The sequence below is a fragment of the Myxococcus sp. NMCA1 genome (genome assembly GCF_026810205.1).
GTDB classification, from domain to species: domain Bacteria; phylum Myxococcota; class Myxococcia; order Myxococcales; family Myxococcaceae; genus Myxococcus; species Myxococcus xanthus_A.
Genome location: NZ_CP113950.1, coordinates 4,070,683 through 4,088,411 on the forward strand (window position 1 = coordinate 4,070,683; position 17,729 = coordinate 4,088,411).

Consider the following 17,729-nt stretch of genomic DNA (forward strand, 5'->3'; position numbering starts at 1 on the left):
CAGGCTCTCTGTCCGCTTGCTCGCCATGTCGGCGGCGGCCCGCTAACGTTCGCACATCATGATTATCTGTCCGCTCTGCGACCACGTTCAGCCCGAAGGGACGGAGTGCGACGTCTGCGGCAAGCGGTTCCCCGCGGCCGTGGCGGAGACCGCGCCCATCGCGACGTTGCCGGAGCTGGAAGTGACACCGCATGCCGGAGGCCGCGCGCCGGTGGACGCGGCCGTGTTGCCCGACCTGGACGTGACGCGGCTCCGTTCAGGGCCAGATCTGCCGGCGCAGGTGGTTCCCGACCTGCAGCTGACACGCGCCAGGGACATGGGGGCCGTTCCGGTGACGCCCATGTCAGAGCTGGACACCGGACGTGCCCCGGACGACGGCGTACGCACCGCCGCGCCGACGGGCGCCGTCGTCTGCCGTTACTGCCGCAACACCCAGGCGGCGGGGCTGCTCTGCGACAACTGCGGCATGCGGTTGCCTCGGGTGAAGCCCACGGTGGCGGCGGCGCCTGGAAAACCTGCTGGCGACGACGATGGCTGGCTCTCTTGCGCGTCGTGTCATACTCGCGTGCGGCCCGGAAGGAGCTGCCCGGAGTGCGGCACGAGGGCACAGGAGGAGGCATGAGCGAGGGGTCGGCTTCGGAGTTCCGCGCGGAGTACGCGTGCAGTGAGGGCTGTGACTTTCGCGCCTCGCTGATGGAGGTGGTGTACCGGTGCCCGCGCTGCGGCGGCCTGCTGGAAGTCGCGCACGACGTGAAGGCCCTGCGCACGGTGTCCGCGGCGGAATGGAAGCGCCGTTTCGAGACGCGCTTCGGCTCCGCGCGCCTGCCGGATGGCTCGGGCGTGTGGGGCAAGCGGGAGTGGGCGTATCCGCAGCTGCCGGCGGAGGACATCGTCTCGCTCGGCGAGGGCCGCGTGCCGCTCAAGCCGTTGCCGCGCATGGCGGCGGAGCTGGGGCTGGCCGCGCTGGACTTGAAGGAGTGCGGCGTCTCGCCCACGGGCAGCTTCAAGGACTGGGGCATGACCGTCCTGGTCTCCGCGGTGAAGCACATGCGCGCCCAGGGCGTTCCGCTGCGCGCGGTGGCGTGTGCCTCCACGGGCGACACGTCCGCGGCGCTCTCCGCCTACTGCGCGGCGGCGGGGATTCCGGCGGTGGTGTTCCTGCCGCGCAACAAGGTGTCGCTCGCGCAGCTCGTGCAGCCCATTGCCAATGGGGCGCGGGTGCTGTCGCTGGACACGGACTTCGACGGCTGCATGAAGCTGGTGCAGGCGGTGACGGCGGACACGGGGCTGTACCTGGCCAACTCGATGAACTCGCTGCGCATCGAGGGCCAGAAGATGGTCGCCGTGGAGCTCTGCCAGGACCTGGGCTGGGAGCCGCCGGACTGGGTGGTGATTCCCGGCGGCAACCTGGGCAACGCCAGCGCCCTGGGCAAGGGCTTCGAGCTGATGCTGTCGCTGGGGCTCATCACCCGCCGACCGCGCATCGCCGTGGCGCAGGCCCAGAAGGCCAATCCGCTGGCGCGCTCGTTCCGGGGCGGCTTCCAGGAACTGGTGCCCCTGCAGGCCGAGCCCACGCTGGCGTCGGCCATCCAGATTGGCAACCCGGTGTCCTTCAAGCGCGCGGTGAAGGTGCTCAAGGCGTTCGACGGCGTGGTGGAGGACGCCAGCGAGTCCGAGCTGGCCAACGCCGCCGCGCGCGCGGACCGCGAGGGGACCTTCACCTGTCCGCACACGGGCGTGGCGCTGGCGGCGCTGGAGAAGTTGGTGGCGCAGGGCGTGATTGCCCGGGGCTCGCGCGTGGCGGTGGTGTCCACCGCGCACGGCTTGAAGTTCGCCGACTTCAAGGTGGGCTACCACCGCGGCTCGCTCGCGGAGGTGACGAGCCAGTTCGCCAACCCGCCTGTGGAGCTGCCCGCGACGCTGGACGCGGTGAAGGGCGCGCTGGCGGACCTGGGCTGAATCACGGGCCCGGTCCGCCCGGCGAGGGGCGCGTCAGTCCGGCTGGAGGGGGACGCGCTTCTCGATGGTGAGACCGAAGCCCGCGAGCCCGCGGTAGGTGATGTCCGAGTTGGTCATCACCTGGAGCGTGCGGACGCCCAGGTCATTGAGAATCTGGCAGCCCATGCCCAGGTCGCGCGACTCCTGCGGGCCCCGCGTGGGGCCGCTGCTGCCGTCGGTGTTGCGCTTGTGGTGGATGCCGAAGTCGTCTCCGTGCATGCCCGGCAGGTACACCAGCACGCCGGAGCCCTCGCGGGCGATGCGCGCCAGCGCCTGATCCAGCAGCACGTTGCAGTTGCACGACGGGGAGCCGAACACGTCACCCAGGGCGCAGGCGGCGTGCAGGCGCACCAGGGTGCTGGGCCGCGACGCCGGGTCGCCCTTCACCAGGACCAGGGACTTCACGCCGTCGGGCAGCCACGAATAGGTGAGGGCGGTGAACTCACCGTAGCGGGTGGTGACGGTGTGCTGGCCGGGCTCGCGGCGCACCAGCCGGTCCTTGCGGCGGCGGTACTCGATGAGGTCCGCGATGGTGATGAGCGACAGCTTGTGCTCGCGGGCGAAGACCTTGAGGTCCGGCATCCGCATCATGGTGCCGTCGTCCTTCACCAGCTCGCAGAGGATGCCGGAGGCGGACAGGCCGGCGAGGCGGGACAGGTCCACGGTGGCCTCGGTGTGGCCGGCCCGTCGGAGGACGCCGCCCTCGCGGTAGCGGAGCGGGAAGATGTGCCCGGGGCGCAGGAAGTCGTCGGCCTTGCTGGAGGGGTCCACCAGGGCGCGGATGGTCTTCGCGCGGTCCGCCGCGGACACGCCCGTGTGGGTGCCGTGGCGGTAGTCCACGGAGACGGTGAAGGCGGTGCGATGGGATTCGGTGTTGTCCGACACCATCTGCGGGAGGTGGAGCTCGTCCAGCCGCTCCGCCAGCATGGGCATGCAGACGATGCCGCTGGTGTGGCGCACCATGAAGGCCAGGTGCTCGGGCGTCACCTTCTCCGCGGCCATGATGAGGTCTCCCTCGTTCTCACGGTCCTCGTCGTCGGCGACGATGACGAACTTGCCCTCCTGGATGTCACGGATGGCGTCGTCGATGGAGGAGATCTCGCTGTCGTGACTCATGGAGGTTTCGGTCCGGGCGGAGGGCTGCATGAGTCGCGCATGTAGCGTGGGCGAGGGTGGCTCGCAAGCCAACCGGTAGCCGGGCGCATGTGGGGATGATGGCGGGGATGAGGTGGGCAGGGGGCCGTTGGAGGGCCTACGGCCGGCCGGTGGGTAGGCGCCGACTCGACGCGACGGGCGCAGTGATGTAGGGTGTTTGGCGCCGTGATGACTTCCAATACCCAGGAACTCCGGGCTCGGCTCGACCAGCTCCAGGCCAATCTTTCCACCCGCGAGAGCACGACGCGCTTCGCCCATGCGGGCGTGTCCACCGTCATCGCCACCCTGGTGGGTGGGGCGTCGGGCAAGCTCTTCTACGATTCTCTTCGCACGCCCGTGCTGGCGTGGGCGGCGGCCCTGGTGTCCGTGTCGCTGCTCGTCTACGCCTTCATCAGCTACCGCGCGGGCCGGAAGGTCCTGGTGGAGGAGCTGAAGCAATACGAGTCGATGCTGGCCCTGCGCAGCGAGCTGCGGCTGGACGACCCCTCGGCGCTGCTTCCCCGGTGAGCGCCGCACGGAAGAAGGCCGCCGCGCGCCGTCCAGGGCGTTTCGTCGTCCTGGAGGGACTGGATGGGGCTGGTACCACGACGCAGGTGGAGCGGCTCGCCGCGGCCCTGCGCGCGGAGGGGCACTCGGTGCTGACTACACGGGAGCCGTCTGACGGCCCCGTGGGGACGATGATTCGCCAGGCGCTCACGGGCCGGTTGGGACTGCCCGGTGGGGCGGGCCCGCTGGCGCCAGAGACGCTGGCGTTGTTGTTCGCCGCGGACCGGACGGACCACCTCACGGCCCGGGTGCTCCCGGCGCTGGCGGCGGGCCAGATTGTCCTGTGTGACCGCTACGTCCTGTCGTCCCTGGCCTACCAGGGCGCGTCGCTGCCCATGGAATGGGTGGAGGCGGTGAATGCGTGCGCGGTGTCGCCGGACCTGACGCTGTTCGTCGGCGTGGCGCCGGAGGTGGCGGCGCGGCGCCGCAAGGCACGCGGCGGGGCGGCGGAGCTGTTCGAGGCGGACGAGGCACAGCGGCGGATTGCGAAGCAGTACGTGGCCGCCATCCGCCGCAGGGAGAAGCACGAGCGCATCGTCCACATCGACGGCGAGCAGGGCATCGAGGCCGTGACGGCCGCGTCGTTGGTGGAGATTCGCAAGCTGCTGGCCCGCAAGCGCTGAACTGTCTGGGGCGGTATTCCCCGCCCGGCGGTTGCGGGAGGACCACGTGGTGGACCCAAGCCTTGCCTCGCGGACAAATCCACCTCCTGCTGCTTCTTGGCGCTCGTCTCCAGCACGAGCGCCTCCCGGGTCGAGAATCCGGCGGGGCGGCGGTCAGAGGTCCAGCCGCCTCAGCCGCAGGGCATTGGCGATGACGGAGACGGACGAGATGCTCATCGCCGCGCTGGCAATCATGGGGCTCAGCAGCAGTCCGAAGAACGGGTAGAGGACCCCCGCCGCGATGGGGACGCCGAGCACGTTGTAGATGAACGCGAAGAAGAGGTTCTGGCGGATGTTGTGCACGGTGCCCCGGCTCAGGTGCCGGGCGCGGACGATGGCACGGAGGTCACCCTTCACCAGCGTGACGGCGGCGCTCTCCATGGCGATGTCAGTGCCCGTGCCCATGGCGATGCCCACGTTGGCCTGGGCGAGCGCGGGCGCGTCGTTCACCCCGTCTCCGGCCATGGCCACCACGTGCCCTTCGGCTTGGAGGCGCTTCACCATCTCGTTCTTCTCCTCGGGGCGCACCTCAGCGTGGACTTCGTCGATGCCCAGGCGACGGGCCACCGCCTCCGCCGTCGTCCGGCTGTCACCCGTGAGCATCACGAGGCGCAGCCCATCGGCACGGAGCTGCTGAACGGCCTCGGGGGTGCTGGCCTTCACCGGGTCGGCCACGCCGAGCAGCCCGGCCGGCTTGCCGTCCACGGCGACGAACATCACCGTCTGCCCTTCTCGCCTCAGGGCCTCCGCCCTCTCCAGGAACGCCCCTGCCTCGATGCCGAGTCCCTCGAGCAGCCGGGCATTCCCGAGCGCCACCTGCGCACCATCCACACGCCCCGTCACGCCCTGGCCCGTCACGGACTTGAAGCCGTGCGTCTCAGTGAGGACGGCACCTCGTGCCTCTGCGCCCTTCACGATTGCGGACGCGAGCGGGTGCTCGCTCCCGCGCTCGATGCTGCCGGCCAGGTGAAGCAGCCGCGCCTCGTCGAAACCGGGGGCGGCCACCACCGTGGTGAGGCTTGGCCTGCCCTCGGTGAGGGTGCCCGTCTTGTCGACGACGAGGGTGTCCACCTTCGCCAGTTCCTCGAGCGCCGCCGCGTCCCGGATGAGGACGCCGGCCTGCGCGCCACGCCCCATGCCCACCACGATGGAGATGGGCGTGGCCAGGCCCAGGGCACACGGGCACGCGATGATGAGGACGGCCACGGCGTTGACCAGCGCGTAGGCGAGCCGGGGCTCTGGTCCCCACATGCTCCAGATGAACGCCGTCAGGACGGCGATGACCACCACCGCGGGCACGAACCACCCGGAGACGGTGTCGGCCAGACGCTGGATGGGGGCCCGGCTGCGCTGGGCCTCGGCCACCCGCTGTACGATTTGAGCGAGGAGCGTGTCGCGGCCGACGCGCTCGGCCCGCATCACGAAGCCGCCGGTGCCGTTGACCGTCCCTCCTGTCACCCGGCTGCCAGGTGTCTTCTCGGAGGGAATCGGCTCACCCGTCACCATGGACTCGTCCACGGCGCTCTCGCCCTCCAGGACCAAGCCATCCACGGGCACCTTCTCGCCCGGTCGGACGCGGAGGCGGTCACCCACGTGGACCCCGTCCAGCGCCACGTCCTCTTCGCGCCCGTCCTCGCGCAGCAGCCGCGCCGTCTTCGGAGCCAGCCCGAGCAGCGCCTTCAAGGCTCCCGAGGTGGCATGGCGGGCCCGGAGCTCCAGCACCTGCCCCAGCAGCACCAGCGTGGTGATGACCGCCGCAGCCTCGAAGTACAAGGGCACGTGGCCACCGTGGCCGGTGAAGGCGTGGGGCAGGAGGCCGGGGAAGAAGGTGGCGAAGACGCTGAATCCGTAGGCGGCGCCCGTCCCAAGGGCAATCAGCGTGAACATGTTGAGGTGCCGGTTGCGCACCGACGCCCAGCCCCGCTGGAAGAAGGGCCAGCCCCCCCACAACACCACGGGCGTCGCCAGGGCGAACTGCACCCAGGCCATGAGCGGCCCTGGGAGGAGGCGCTGGATGGGCTGGCCCGGAATCATCTCGGACATGCCCAGTACGAACACAGGGAGCGAGAGGACGACGCTCACCCAGAAGCGCCGCCGCATGTCGAGGTACTCCGGGTCGGGCGCGTCCTCGAGGGTGATGGTCCGTGGCTCCAGGGCCATGCCGCAGATGGGGCACGCCCCCGGCTCGGGGCGCACGATTTGCGGGTGCATCGGGCAGACGTACTCGGTGCGCGTCTGGAGGACTGGCTGCTCGGGCTCGAGGGCCATGCCGCACTTGGGGCAGGTGCCGGGATGGTCCTGGCGCACCTCCGGGTCCATCGGGCAGATGTACATGGTGCCCGCAGGGGCAGGCTCCGGTGTCTGGGGCTCAGGCGCGAGGTACTTTCGCGGCTCTGCCGTGAACTTCTCGCGGCACTTCGGGTTGCAGAAGAAGTACGTGTGCCCCTCGTGCACGTGGCTGCCGCCCTTCGGTGCCTGGGGATCCACGAACATGCCGCAGACGGGGTCCTTCGCCTTGCTCTCCGGCAGGTGTGGAGGGTGGTGCCCGGTGTGAGCTTCTGGGGGGAGATGAGTCGTCATCGTCGCGCTTCCTTTTGCCGGGGATCACGAAGCACCCCGTTCCTTCTTACAGTTCCGAGCGAAGCGGCCTGTTGCCCCAAGCGGGCCCATGGCTGCCTGCCAGGAATGCTCTCAGGGCGAACCCGTGCGGCTTGTCAGCTCGGGTAACAAGCAACCCCGAGGCCAGCCGTGCCAACGGGCAACCTCCGAGATTGACTCGGGCGTGCCTCCCTCTGGCGTAACCCGCGCTGTTACACCCGGATGAGGTGGGTCACACCCAGTTGGTGCGGTGACGGAGACGGGCTCGTGGCGGCCATCCGCGCGGCGGTGGAGGCGGTGGCTCGCCGCCTCCAGTCGTGAGTGCGCCAATGCCCGCTACGGTTGACTGCCGTACCAGGACTTGCGCCACTCAATCAGCTGACCGATCTCCTTCGTCTGTGCGTCGATGATTCCGCGGGCAAGTGCGCGAATATCCGCGTTGCTGGTCCGCCGAAGCGCGACGCTCGCCATCAGAATGGCACCTGAGTGGTGCGGCATCATCGAATCGATGAACGCCTTGTCGACGTCCGGTTGTCGCGCGAGCTCGGCGGTCATCAGCATGCCGCTGTTTTGCATCTCGGACTCGCTCATCATCGTCGGCACATCCGAGGAGCCGAAGTGGGCCTGCTTGAGGGCCTTCAGTTCCTCGATTTCTTGACGTTGGTCCTGAATCATTTTCGTGGCCAGCGCCCGGAGCTCCTGACGCGTGCCGCGTTGCTCCTCGACCATGGCCATCTCGGTGGCCATTTGGTGGTGCGCGGCCATCATGTCGATAAACCGCTCGTCGGAATAGTTGCCGTCCACGACGAGCCGATCGGGGGCAACGTCACTGTCCATGGACATGCCCTCGTGCGACTCGTCATCTCCACACCCCGCTACCGCTGCGAGGAAGACGACCGCCAGGGCGCTGCATAGCATTGAGGATTTCATACGTTCACAGCCTCCAGGTCGGACGCCTGGCATCCGCGGTGTGCCGAATTGCCAGGGGCGTCCGCCGCGCCGGATGCTGTGCATGGAGGTGGCCCGTGGCACCTGTGAGCGGCGGGGTTACAGGCCACTTCACAGGGGCGCGCCGCGGCAATCACCCCGCACCTCGAGACGGGTCAGTTCTCGCGGAAGACAAGTCCGTTGGGCTGGGTGCCCACGGTGAGCGTCTTCCGAACGGTACGCGAGGCTACGTCGACGATGCTGAGCGTCCCCGCGGTCTGGTTGGTGATGAATGAGGTGGCGCCATCGACGGAGAACGCGATGCCATGGGCTCCGGCGCCAGTGGCCAGTTCCCCCTGACGTGTCGTCGTACCTGCGGCGAAGAAGATGACCTTGCCGTTGTCGGTGTCCGTCACCCAGAGGTCCCCATTGGGGGCCGTGGCGGCCATGGCCGGCGTGAAGCCCAGCGGATAGGTACGCGCCACATCGAGGGTGCTGGCATCAATGCCGGTCAGGCTCTTGCCGTCCTCGTTGTCCACGTACATGAGGCCGTCGTTCCCCGGCCAGGCGCCTACCGGGTTGGCCCCGACGGTCACCGTCTTCACCACCGCCTTGGTGGCCGCGTTGATGACGGAGACGTTGTTGGAGTCGCCATTGGCGACGAAGGCGTAGCGCCCGTCCTGGGAGAACGTCACCTCCGCGGGCATGTCGCCCACGTTGATCGTTTGCTTGGGCTCGAGCGTCTGGCTGTCGAGCACGACCACCGCGCCCGGCTCCGCCATCAGGGCCGTCCACACCTCGGTGCCGTCCGGCGAGAAGGCGCCGTTGTGGGTCATCGCGTCGAACTGCCGCGTGGCCCGCGTCTTACCCGTCTTCGCGTCCAGCAGGAGGAGCTTGCCACGCATGGTGTGACCGCCGTGCCCGCCGCCGTGCCCGCCGCTCAGATCCATGCCGGGGACCGCCACCACGAGCAAGCTCCGGTCCGGGCTGAGGCTGATGTGGTGGGGATAGGTCATGTCCTTCAATCGAAGGGTGCTGGTGACCTCCTGCCGCTCCACGTCAATGACGCTGAGGGAGTTGCTGCCACCATTCACGACGAACACGGCGTCCTTTTCGAGGACGGGGAACGAGTTCGAGTCCTTGTCGGCGCAGCCACTCATCGCCAGCGCAGTCAGGAAGGGCATCATCCACAGTGTCGGCTTCATGCGTTCCATATCGACGGTCCTCTCGGCGGAATCATGTCGACGGCATCTACACAGGCTGTGTTCGGTTGTGAATGCAGCTTGATTGCATGTATTGCTTAGGGTGACTCCTTGAAGTCATCGGAGCGCAGGCCAAAGCGCTTGAGGAGCCGGTGGAGGCTCTCGCGCTCCATGCCCGCGCGTTCAGCAGCCCGCGTCACATTGCCCCCGAATTCCCGCAGCAGGGCGATGAGGTAATCGCGCGATGCACGGTCCCGCGCCAGGTCCACCGCCTCCCGGAAGGGCATCTTCACCAGATGGTCTGCGGGCAGTGCTCCCTGTTGTCCGCCCGTGACTTCAGGGGGGAGCGCGTCAGCGCCCACCCGGGAGCCAGTGGTGATGGCCACCGCGCGTTCGATGGCATTCTCGAGCTGGCGCACGTTGCCCGGCCAGCTGTACCCGGTGAGCGCACGCAACGCGTCCGGCTCCAGGCCATCCACCGGCTGCCGGTAGGTCTTCGCCGCCTTCTGTACGAAGTGCATGGCCAGCAGGGGGATGTCCTCGCGCCGCTCCCGCAGGGGCGGCAGATGCACCGGGAAGACATTGAGCCGGTAGTAGAGGTCTTCGCGGAAGCGGCTCGCCGTCACTTCGGCCTTGAGGTCGCGGTGGGTGGCGGTGATGACACGTGCGTCGATGCGGCGCGCAACCGCGTCTCCGACACGGCGCACCTCCTTGTCCTGGAGCGTGCGGTTGAGCTTCACCTGGACGGACAGGGGCAGCTCTCCAATCTCGTCCAGGAAGATGGTCCCCCCGGAGGCTGCCTCGAAGAGACCGGCCTTGGTCTCTACCGCGCCGGTGAATGCACCCCGGGCGTGACCGAACAGCTCGCTCTCGATGAGTTCGGAGGGCAGCGCGCCGCAGTTGACCGCAATGAAGGGCCGGTCCTTGCGTGGGCCGTGGTGGTGGATGGCTCGCGCCACCAACTCCTTGCCCGTCCCCGTCTCCCCGGTGATGAGTACCGTGATGTCCAGCTCGGAGGCGCGCTCCAGCAGGCCGTAGAGCGCACGCATGGGCGCGCTCCTGCCAATGATGTTCTGGAAGCTGTAGATGCCCTCCAACTCGCGCCGCAGTGAGGCGGCCTGCTCCTTGAGCCGCTTGCGCTCGAGGGCGCGGGCTACCACCAGGGACGCCTCGTCCGGGTCGAAGGGCTTGGGCAGGTAGTCATAGGCCCCCTCCTTGATGGCCTCTACCGCCTTGGGGACGGAGGCGTACGCCGTCATCAGGATGACCTCGGTGGTGGGCGAGTGCTGCTTGACTGCCTTGAGCACCTCAAAGCCGTCCGCTCCCGGCATTCGGATGTCCGTCACCACCACGTCGAACGGCTGCGTCTGGATGAGGGAGAGTGCACGGCCTCCGTCTTCAGCCGTCCTCACCTGATAAGCGTCACCGAGAATGCGGGTGATGAGGTGGCGCATGTTCTCCTTGTCGTCGACAACGAGAACACTCGGTCTGTCCGTCACGGCGTACTCCGGGGGAGATGCAGGGTGAATTCCGCACCACGGCCAGGCAGGTTGCGCGGCTGGATGCGGCCACCATGGGCCTGGGCGATGGCCTGCGACACCGCCAACCCCAGCCCGGTGCCTTGGGGTTTGGTGGTGAAGAAGGGCTCGAACATCCGCTTCTGTGCCTCGGGAGAGAGGCCGGGCCCGCTGTCGCGGAATGAAAGCGCCACCTCGCCTTCGTGGGCGTGGATGGCCACTGTCACCTGTCCCGAGGGACCTGCGGCCTCCATGGCGTTCTTGACCAGGTTTGTGACCACCTGCCGCAGCCGCTGCGGATGCCCTGCCACCCGGGCTTCGCCTTCCACCGTCAGGGATGCCTCGGTGCGCTGGGCGGACTCCCGCAACCGGGAGAAGACTTCCTCCACCAGCTCTCGCAGCTCCAGCGTCTCGCCCGGGACCTGGAGTGGCCGCGACAGGTCGAGCATCCCCTCCACGATGTCGCGGCAGCGCAGCGTCTCCTCTTCGATGATGCGCAGGTCGTCCGCGAGCGCACCCTCCGCCTTGCGCTGAAGCAGGCGCACGTAGCCGAGGATGACCCCCAGGGGATTGTTGATTTCATGCGCCACACCCGCCGCCAGGCGGCCGATGCCCGCCAGCCGCTCGCTTTGAACCAAGCGCTCCTGGTGCTCACGTAGCGCGGCGGTCATCCGGTTGAACTGCTGCGCCAGCCTTCCGAACTCATCCGGGCGGTCCAGCGCGATGCGAGTCATGAGGTCGCCCGCGGCGATACGGGCCGCGCCGGCCTCCAGCAGCGAGACCGGGCGGGCCACCGAGCGGCCGATGTAGAGGCCTACGCCCGCCGCGAGCAGGGCTGCACCGGCCAGGATGGCGACCGTCCACTGGAAGCTGGCGTGCTGGACCGTGCTCGCGTGCTCCTCGAAGTTGCCAATGGCACGCTCGTAGTGCGAGGCCAGGGTGTCCGCGCTCTCCTGGATGACGCCGACCAGTTCCAGGGCCCTGGAGTGTTCCCGGGCCGCGGTGGCATGGTCCTCGCGCAGCACGGCTGGCACGAGTGCCTCGCGGAAAAGCCGGTCCAGCTCCGTCGTGGTGCGGCGCATGGTCTCCACCTGTGCGCGTTCCTCGGAGGTGGTGGCCTGGGCTTGGACCGCTTCGAGCCGCTCCATGGCACGGTGATAGGCGCTGTCGTAGAGCGGCAGGTGGCTGGCGTTGCCGAGGATGACGGTGTGGGCCTGGTGTGCGTAGAGGTCTCGCACCGAGGTCGCGAGCGACAGCGTGGTGCGCACGGCCGTTTCCTGCCGCCGCACGCTGTGCAGGGCCTCGTGGATCTCCGCCATGCCCTCGAGCGCGGCATAGGCTGCCGCGCCGAAGGTCAGGACGAGGAGCGAGAAGGCGTAAAAGAGCCTGCGGGCGGTTCCGGACACGACATCCCCTGGCGAACGGAGGTAGGGGTTTAGCAACAGGCAGGCCAATGTGGTGCGCGCTGCAAGTGGCTGAACTCATTCCTGGGCGGCGCTCCCTCATCGTTGCGAGAAAAGGGCCGGGTGTGACCAGGCTGGTCACACTGTAATGGGCCGGGGGCTCGCTTACTGGGAACCCTCCGTATGGACGTCCACGAGCGTCATCATCCCGGCCTCGGCGTGCTCTTGGATGTGGCAGTGGAGCATCCAGGCCCCCACGTCCTGCGGGAACATCGCCACATCCACCGTCTCCCTTGGACGAACCAGCACGGTGTCGCGCCAGTGTCCCTCGTCCACCGATGCACCATCGCGCGCCACCACGCGGAAGAACTGGCCATGCACGTGCATGGGGTGCAGGCGGGAGGACTCGTTGACGAACCGCAGCGTGGCCCATTGGTGGGCAGGGAGCCGGTAGACCTTGTGGTGCGCGGAGGCATGCTCCCCCTCGTGGTGGAACGCCTCGTCATTGATGGTCCACTCGATGCCGAAGGGGCCTCCCCGCCTCGCATTCAGCCGGAAGGTCTCCGCGGGTAGCAGTGCACGCGCTGGAGAGAGGTCAGGGCTCGGGGGTGGGGCAAGTGCTGCCACTTCGGGCGGCCGCACGACCTCTCCAGACACCACCAGCGTTGCGAGAGGGAACGGCCTGCGAGTGAAGTGGTCCATCACCTCCAGGCGCTCGTTGCTCGGCGCCTCGGGAACGGTGAAGTCCAGGTCGACGCGGTTCCCTGGCGCGAGCTCCAAGCGGGAGGCCGGCAGCGGCCGGTCCGTGGCCAGCCCGTCGACCGCGATGACAGATGCGTCCAGCCCTTCGAAGGAAGGCGCGAACACGCGCCCGTTTGCAACGTTGACCATCCGCAGCCGCACCCGCTCGCCGGGCCGCAGCGGGACTTCTGGCTGGACAGTCCCGTTCACCGTGGAGACCTGCCCCCAGCGGCCGTCGTGCGCGAGATCCTGGCGCGTGTTGAATCGGCCATCAATCTGGCCACCCGCGTCGAGGCGCCAGTCGTCGAGCACCCAGACGAGCTCGCGTGAGAATGGGCCGGGCTTCTGGTCCTCCACGATGAGCACGCCGAACAGCCCCCGCTCGACTTGCTCGCTCCCGCGAAGGTGCGGGTGAAACCAGTAGGTTCCTGCGTCCTTCACCTTGAACTCATAGACGAAGGTTCCCCCAGGTGGGATGGGAGGCTGGGTCACCCCGGGCACGCCGTCCATTCCGTTCGGAAGCCGGATGCCGTGCCAGTGAATGGTCGTCGGCTGAGGCAGCTTGTTGGTGAAGCGCACGCGGACCGTGTCGCCATGGGTGGCGCGAAGGGTGGGGCCGGGTACCTGGCCGTTGTATGCCCAGACCTCCAGACTCCGGCCATCCAGGAGCGGGAGGGCTGTCGGGGCCGCGACGAGCTCGAACTCGCGCACGCGGCCCGTGGACGGCGTGTCTTCAGGGTAGGGCGGTGCCGCGCGCGGCTGCCGGTGCGTCGCCATGGCGGCATCCTCCTGGCCGAGGCCGAGTGCCGCGAGCATTGCGAGGAGGGCAACGAGAGCTGCCCCGATGAACCAGCGATTGCGATGCATGAAGCCTCTTCACGAATGGATGGAAGGTGCAGGAGCCCTCGCTCCGCCTCCGTGAGCGGGCGAGGAGGGGACCAGGCCGCCGTGGTGGCGTGGCCCAGCCCCCAGGCGCGCGACCTGGGTGCGCAGCCTTCGCTTGCCTGGGAAGGGTACCGCCTGAGAGGCCACGATGCTGGAGTCACGGTGTAACCCCAGGAATCACACCACGAGTTGCGTGCCGCACCGGCCCTGCGACGCTGCCTCGAGGCCGGGTTCTCCCGGCGCAACATCGTCCCGGAACGGCGGTCTACTGGATGGTGACGAGCCCGCTGATGTGGTCCATCGCGCAGGCGTAGCGCAGCGTGCCCGACTTGCTGGGGGTGAACTCCACGGTCACCGGCGTGTCCATGGGGAGCGGCTTGTTGATGCCCAGGTCGGCCATGACGATTTCCGTGGCGCACGTCTTGGCCGTCTTGCGCGTGACCACGAGGCGGACGGGCTGCCCCGCCTTCACCTTCACGTTCGAGGGCTCGAAGCCCTGGGGGGTCACTGTGAGGTCCACGGTCTGGACGCCGTTCTTGGAGGCCGGGGCCGAGGCGGGCTTCTGCGCGGGCGCAGCGGCCTTCTTGGCCGTGCCTCCGTGCGCGGAATGCTCGCCGTGCCCGGCGTGCTCGCTCTGTTTGGCGTGCTCGTCACACGCGACCGCGGGGGCCGCGGCAATCAGGGGGAGTGCGGCAAGGAGTCCCATCAGGCTCTTCTTCATCGCTTGGTTGCTCCCAGAGTGAGGATGCCCTCGGGGACGTCCGGCATCCTGTGAAGTCGGTCCGCTGGAGCACAACGCGTGCCGATGACTGAACGCGCCTGTTCATGCGGGGTTGCCGTGGCGCGGCGCCTGTCCGGAGTACCCAGACGGGTTTCGCTGTAACTGGCCCGGTCACAGGTGGAGCGTGAAGCAGCGTCGTTTCACGGCGCCGTGAAGTGCGGTTCATGGCCGACACGCTGCGGGTGGCGCACGAGGCGCTGACCACCGCGGCTGGACCTCTTCGCAGGTGTAAGCCTTTCGGGGGAGGCGCGTCAGTGGGGGGAACCCGCTAGCTCGCGGGCAGGAGGAAGCCCCATGAATGCCGTTGAAGCAGCCTCGTCCCGGTCTCCCGCGGGCGCCCTGGAGCGGATGGACCTCGCCGTGTCGGGTATGACGTGCGCCGCATGCGCGCGCCGCGTGGAACGCACTCTGAGCGAGGTGGAGGGGGTCCAGGAGTGCAGCGTCAACTTCGCCACCCGCCGGGCCAGCGTACTCTTCGACGCTCAGACCACGTCCGTCAGTGCACTGGCCCATGCGGTGGCCGACGCCGGCTATCGCGCCGAGGTGCCGCAGGCTTCCACCGCCGAAGAGACGGACGCCGCGGAGGAGCGAGGGCTCCGGCGCCGGCTCGCCGTGGCCGTGCTCTTCGGCTTGCCGGTGGTCGTCCTGGCCATGTCCCACGGAGCGCTCGACTTCACCGGTTCCACCTGGGTGCAGCTCGGCCTGACGCTGCCAGTCATGGTGTACAGCGGTGGTCCCATCTTCCGGGCGGCGTGGGCCGCGTTGCGGCACAGGTCGGCCGACATGAACGTCCTGGTGGCGCTCGGGACCGGCGCGGCTTTCATCTACTCGGTGGTGGCCACCGTGTGGCCGACATTCATGGTCGCCGGGGACCACGGTGGTCATGGTGGGCACGGAGCCGCACCTCCCATCTACTTCGAGGCTGCGGCCGCGGTGATTGCCTTCGTGCTGCTCGGGCGCTTCCTGGAATCGCGAGCACGCACCCGGGCAGGGGATGCCATCCGGCGGCTTCAGGCGTTGGCCCCTTCCATCGCCACCGTGCTGGAGAATGGCGTCGAGAGAGAGGTTCCACTCGCCGAGGTGCGGGTGGGGGACCGTGTGGTGGTGCGTCCGGGGCAGTCCATCCCCGTCGATGGCTCCGTCGTGGACGGAGCCTCCTCGGTGGACGAATCCATGCTCACGGGGGAAAGCCTGCCGGTGGAGAAGGCAGCGGGCGCAGAGGTCTTCGCCGGGACGATGAACGGCACGGGCCGCCTGGTCTTCCGTGCGGCCAAGGTGGGGAGTGACACCGCGCTCCAGCAGATTGTCCAGGTGGTGGAGCGGGCCCAGGGCACCAAGGCGCCCATCGCGCGCCTCGCGGACGTGGTGAGCGGCGTATTCACCCCGGTGGTGCTGCTCATCGCCATCGCCACGTTCGCGGCCTGGTTCGTCCTGGCCCCCGAGGAGACGCGCCTGACGATGGCCCTGCTCAACGCGGTGGCCGTACTGGTCATCGCTTGCCCGTGCGCCCTGGGCCTGGCCACGCCCGCGGCGCTCATGGTGGGGATGGGACGTGGTGCGCAGCTCGGAGTGCTGGTGAAGAGCGCCGCTTCGTTGGAAGGAGCGAGTCGTATCGACACCGTGGTGCTCGACAAGACGGGAACGCTGACCCAGGGGCGCCCGGCGGTGGTCCGCGTCCTCGCCGCGAGCGGCATGACGGAGGAGGAAGTGCTGACCCTCGCCGCCGCCGCCGAGTCGGCGAGCGAGCATCCGCTGGCCCGCGCTGTCCTGTCCGAGGCCTCCAACCGGGGCCTGAAGGTCGGAACGCCCGAGTCGTTCACCTCCACTCCGGGACATGGTGTGGAGGCCCAGGTTGGCGGGCGCAGGGTGCTCGTGGGCAGTCGTCGAATGCTGGACGGACGGGGCGTGTCCGGGAGCGAGGACGCCGAGCGTGTGCTCACGACGGACGGGCAGACGCCCGTGCTCGTCGCGGTGGACGGGCGCTGGGTCGGCGCCATCGGCATCGCGGATCCGGAGCGGGAGGAGGCCGCCACGGTGGTCCAGTCCCTGCGGAGCATGGGGCTTCACGTGGTGATGCTCACGGGCGACCATGAGGGACCGGCCGCACGGGTGGCGCGCGCTCTCGGCATCGACCGGGTCTTCGCCGGTGTACTGCCGTCCGGCAAGGCGCACGTGGTGCGTACGCTCCAGGCGGAGGGACGGCGCGTGGCCATGGTGGGGGATGGCGTCAACGACGCGCCGGCCTTGGCGGAGGCGGACCTCGGAGTTGCCATGGGGACGGGGACGGACGTGGCCCGGGATGCCGCGGGCGTCGCGCTGCTGCGCTCCGATTTGCGAGGACTGCCGGCGGCACTCGGGCTGGCTCGCACCACGATGCGGGTCATCCGACAGAACCTGTTCTGGGCTTTCCTCTACAACGTGCTGGGCATCCCGGTAGCGGCGGGGTTGCTCTACGGCCTGACAGGATGGCTGTTGTCACCGATGCTGGCGAGCGTGGCCATGTCCCTGTCGAGTGTGTCGGTGCTGCTCAACAGCCTGCGTCTGCGGCGCCTGCGCCTGCCAGCGCCCCAGGCGGCCTGAGCCAGACCTTCCTCACGAAGTCCCCACGGCGCCACGGTCCTCCATTCGGGACCGTGGCGTTCGTGCATTCACGGCACCTGTAAGAGCCCGGCTCTTGGCCCGTCAACAGGGGTGAACGCGGTGGACATGAGGGCGCGACCTGCTCCCTGGCCTGCCGCGTGAAACCTGCGTCCAGGGAGAGAGCGTCATGTTGGATTCTATCGAAGTGGGAGTCGTCTCTGGCAGCGTGCTGGCCGCGGCGGCCACCGTCCTGTTCTTCTTCGGCCCGCGCCAGCGCACCCGGGCCCGGAGCGAGGTCGGCGGCGCGCAGGAAGTGGACCTGATGGTGGACGGCGGCTACCGCCCCGACCGCATCGTGGTGCGCGCGGGCGTGCCGGTGAAGCTCAATGTCCTGCGCACGGACCGCTCCGCGTGCTCGGAGCAGATCGTGCTCGGCGACCTCGGCGTCTCGCGCACCCTGCCCACCGGGCGCGTGGTGACCATCGAGCTGCCCGCGCTCACGCCCGGCGCGTACGACTTCACCTGCGGCATGAGCATGCTGCGCGGCCGCCTCATCGCAGAGGTCTGAGCCCCGAGCCTGTAAGTCGCCGGCCCCTGCCGCGTCCAAGGGGCTGAAGCCGGTCACCTGCTCCGAAAGGAATCCCATCATGAAGAAGCTCCTCGTCCTCTCCTTGTTGTCTCCCCTCACCGCCTGCGCCGCCGCTCCCTGGAGCGCGCTCGATGAGGATTCCACG

General features: G+C 68.8%; 14 protein-coding genes. 6 read left to right on the plus strand and 8 right to left on the minus strand.

Annotation, left to right across the window (positions count from 1 at the left end; all coding sequences use genetic code 11):
• Positions 1-58 precede the first annotated feature (58 nt).
• Positions 59-622, plus strand: coding sequence for a hypothetical protein (locus tag OZ403_RS17515; RefSeq protein WP_140791319.1), 564 nt, complete (start codon positions 59-61; stop codon positions 620-622).
• Positions 619-1,959, plus strand: a complete 1,341-nt coding sequence (thrC, locus tag OZ403_RS17520; protein WP_140798370.1) for a threonine synthase — start codon at positions 619-621, stop codon at positions 1,957-1,959. The genes OZ403_RS17515 and thrC overlap by 4 nt, the downstream gene beginning before the upstream one ends.
• 33 nt (positions 1,960-1,992) lie before the next feature.
• Here thrC and ribB read toward each other — a convergent pair whose 3' ends face one another.
• The gene (gene ribB, locus OZ403_RS17525; RefSeq protein ID WP_140791323.1) at positions 1,993-3,144 is read right to left on the minus strand and encodes a 3,4-dihydroxy-2-butanone-4-phosphate synthase; all 1,152 of its coding nucleotides are present in this window, start codon (positions 3,142-3,144) and stop codon (positions 1,993-1,995) included.
• 177 nt (positions 3,145-3,321) lie between these two features.
• Between ribB and OZ403_RS17530 the strand changes: the two genes are divergently transcribed.
• Together OZ403_RS17530 and tmk are read left to right on the plus strand one after the other, a co-directional pair.
• Positions 3,322-3,660, plus strand: a complete 339-nt coding sequence (locus OZ403_RS17530; RefSeq protein WP_268784882.1) for a hypothetical protein — start codon at positions 3,322-3,324, stop codon at positions 3,658-3,660.
• Positions 3,657-4,322: a dTMP kinase gene (gene tmk, locus OZ403_RS17535; protein ID WP_268784647.1), complete on the plus strand. Its 666-nt coding sequence runs from the start codon at positions 3,657-3,659 to the stop codon at positions 4,320-4,322. Before OZ403_RS17530 ends, tmk begins: the two co-directional genes overlap by 4 nt.
• A gap of 153 nt (positions 4,323-4,475) precedes the next feature.
• On the opposite strand, the gene OZ403_RS17540 is transcribed toward tmk, so the two are convergent.
• The 7 genes from OZ403_RS17540 to OZ403_RS17570 all read right to left on the minus strand — a co-directional run bounded on the left by OZ403_RS17540 (position 4,476) and on the right by OZ403_RS17570 (position 14,355).
• Positions 4,476-6,941, minus strand: a complete 2,466-nt coding sequence (locus tag OZ403_RS17540) for a heavy metal translocating P-type ATPase (RefSeq protein ID WP_268784648.1) — start codon at positions 6,939-6,941, stop codon at positions 4,476-4,478.
• 354 nt (positions 6,942-7,295) lie between these two features.
• Positions 7,296-7,796: a DUF305 domain-containing protein gene (locus OZ403_RS17545; protein ID WP_237080392.1), complete on the minus strand. Its 501-nt coding sequence runs from the start codon at positions 7,794-7,796 to the stop codon at positions 7,296-7,298.
• A gap of 266 nt (positions 7,797-8,062) precedes the next feature.
• Positions 8,063-9,091, minus strand: a complete 1,029-nt coding sequence (locus OZ403_RS17550) for a YncE family protein (RefSeq protein WP_268784649.1) — start codon at positions 9,089-9,091, stop codon at positions 8,063-8,065.
• A 95-nt stretch (positions 9,092-9,186) separates the two neighbouring features.
• Positions 9,187-10,587 (minus strand): sigma-54-dependent transcriptional regulator, encoded by a 1,401-nt coding sequence (locus OZ403_RS17555; protein WP_140791333.1) that lies wholly within the window; start codon positions 10,585-10,587, stop codon positions 9,187-9,189.
• Entirely contained in the window at positions 10,584-12,011 is a 1,428-nt protein-coding gene (locus OZ403_RS17560) for a sensor histidine kinase (RefSeq protein WP_140791335.1), read from the minus strand. The genes OZ403_RS17555 and OZ403_RS17560 overlap by 4 nt, the downstream gene beginning before the upstream one ends.
• A 162-nt stretch (positions 12,012-12,173) precedes the next feature.
• Positions 12,174-13,526, minus strand: a complete 1,353-nt coding sequence (locus OZ403_RS17565; RefSeq protein WP_237078350.1) for a multicopper oxidase family protein — start codon at positions 13,524-13,526, stop codon at positions 12,174-12,176.
• A 373-nt stretch (positions 13,527-13,899) separates the two neighbouring features.
• Complete coding sequence (locus OZ403_RS17570) at positions 13,900-14,355, minus strand: cupredoxin domain-containing protein (protein WP_140791339.1); 456 nt, start codon at positions 14,353-14,355, stop codon at positions 13,900-13,902.
• A 354-nt stretch (positions 14,356-14,709) separates the two neighbouring features.
• Here OZ403_RS17570 and OZ403_RS17575 point away from each other — a divergent pair, with 354 nt between their 5' ends.
• Positions 14,710-16,995, plus strand: a complete 2,286-nt coding sequence (locus OZ403_RS17575) for a heavy metal translocating P-type ATPase (protein WP_140791341.1) — start codon at positions 14,710-14,712, stop codon at positions 16,993-16,995.
• A gap of 187 nt (positions 16,996-17,182) precedes the next feature.
• Positions 17,183-17,563, plus strand: coding sequence for a cupredoxin domain-containing protein (locus OZ403_RS17580; protein WP_140791343.1), 381 nt, complete (start codon positions 17,183-17,185; stop codon positions 17,561-17,563).
• The last annotated feature ends 166 nt before the right edge of the window (positions 17,564-17,729 follow it).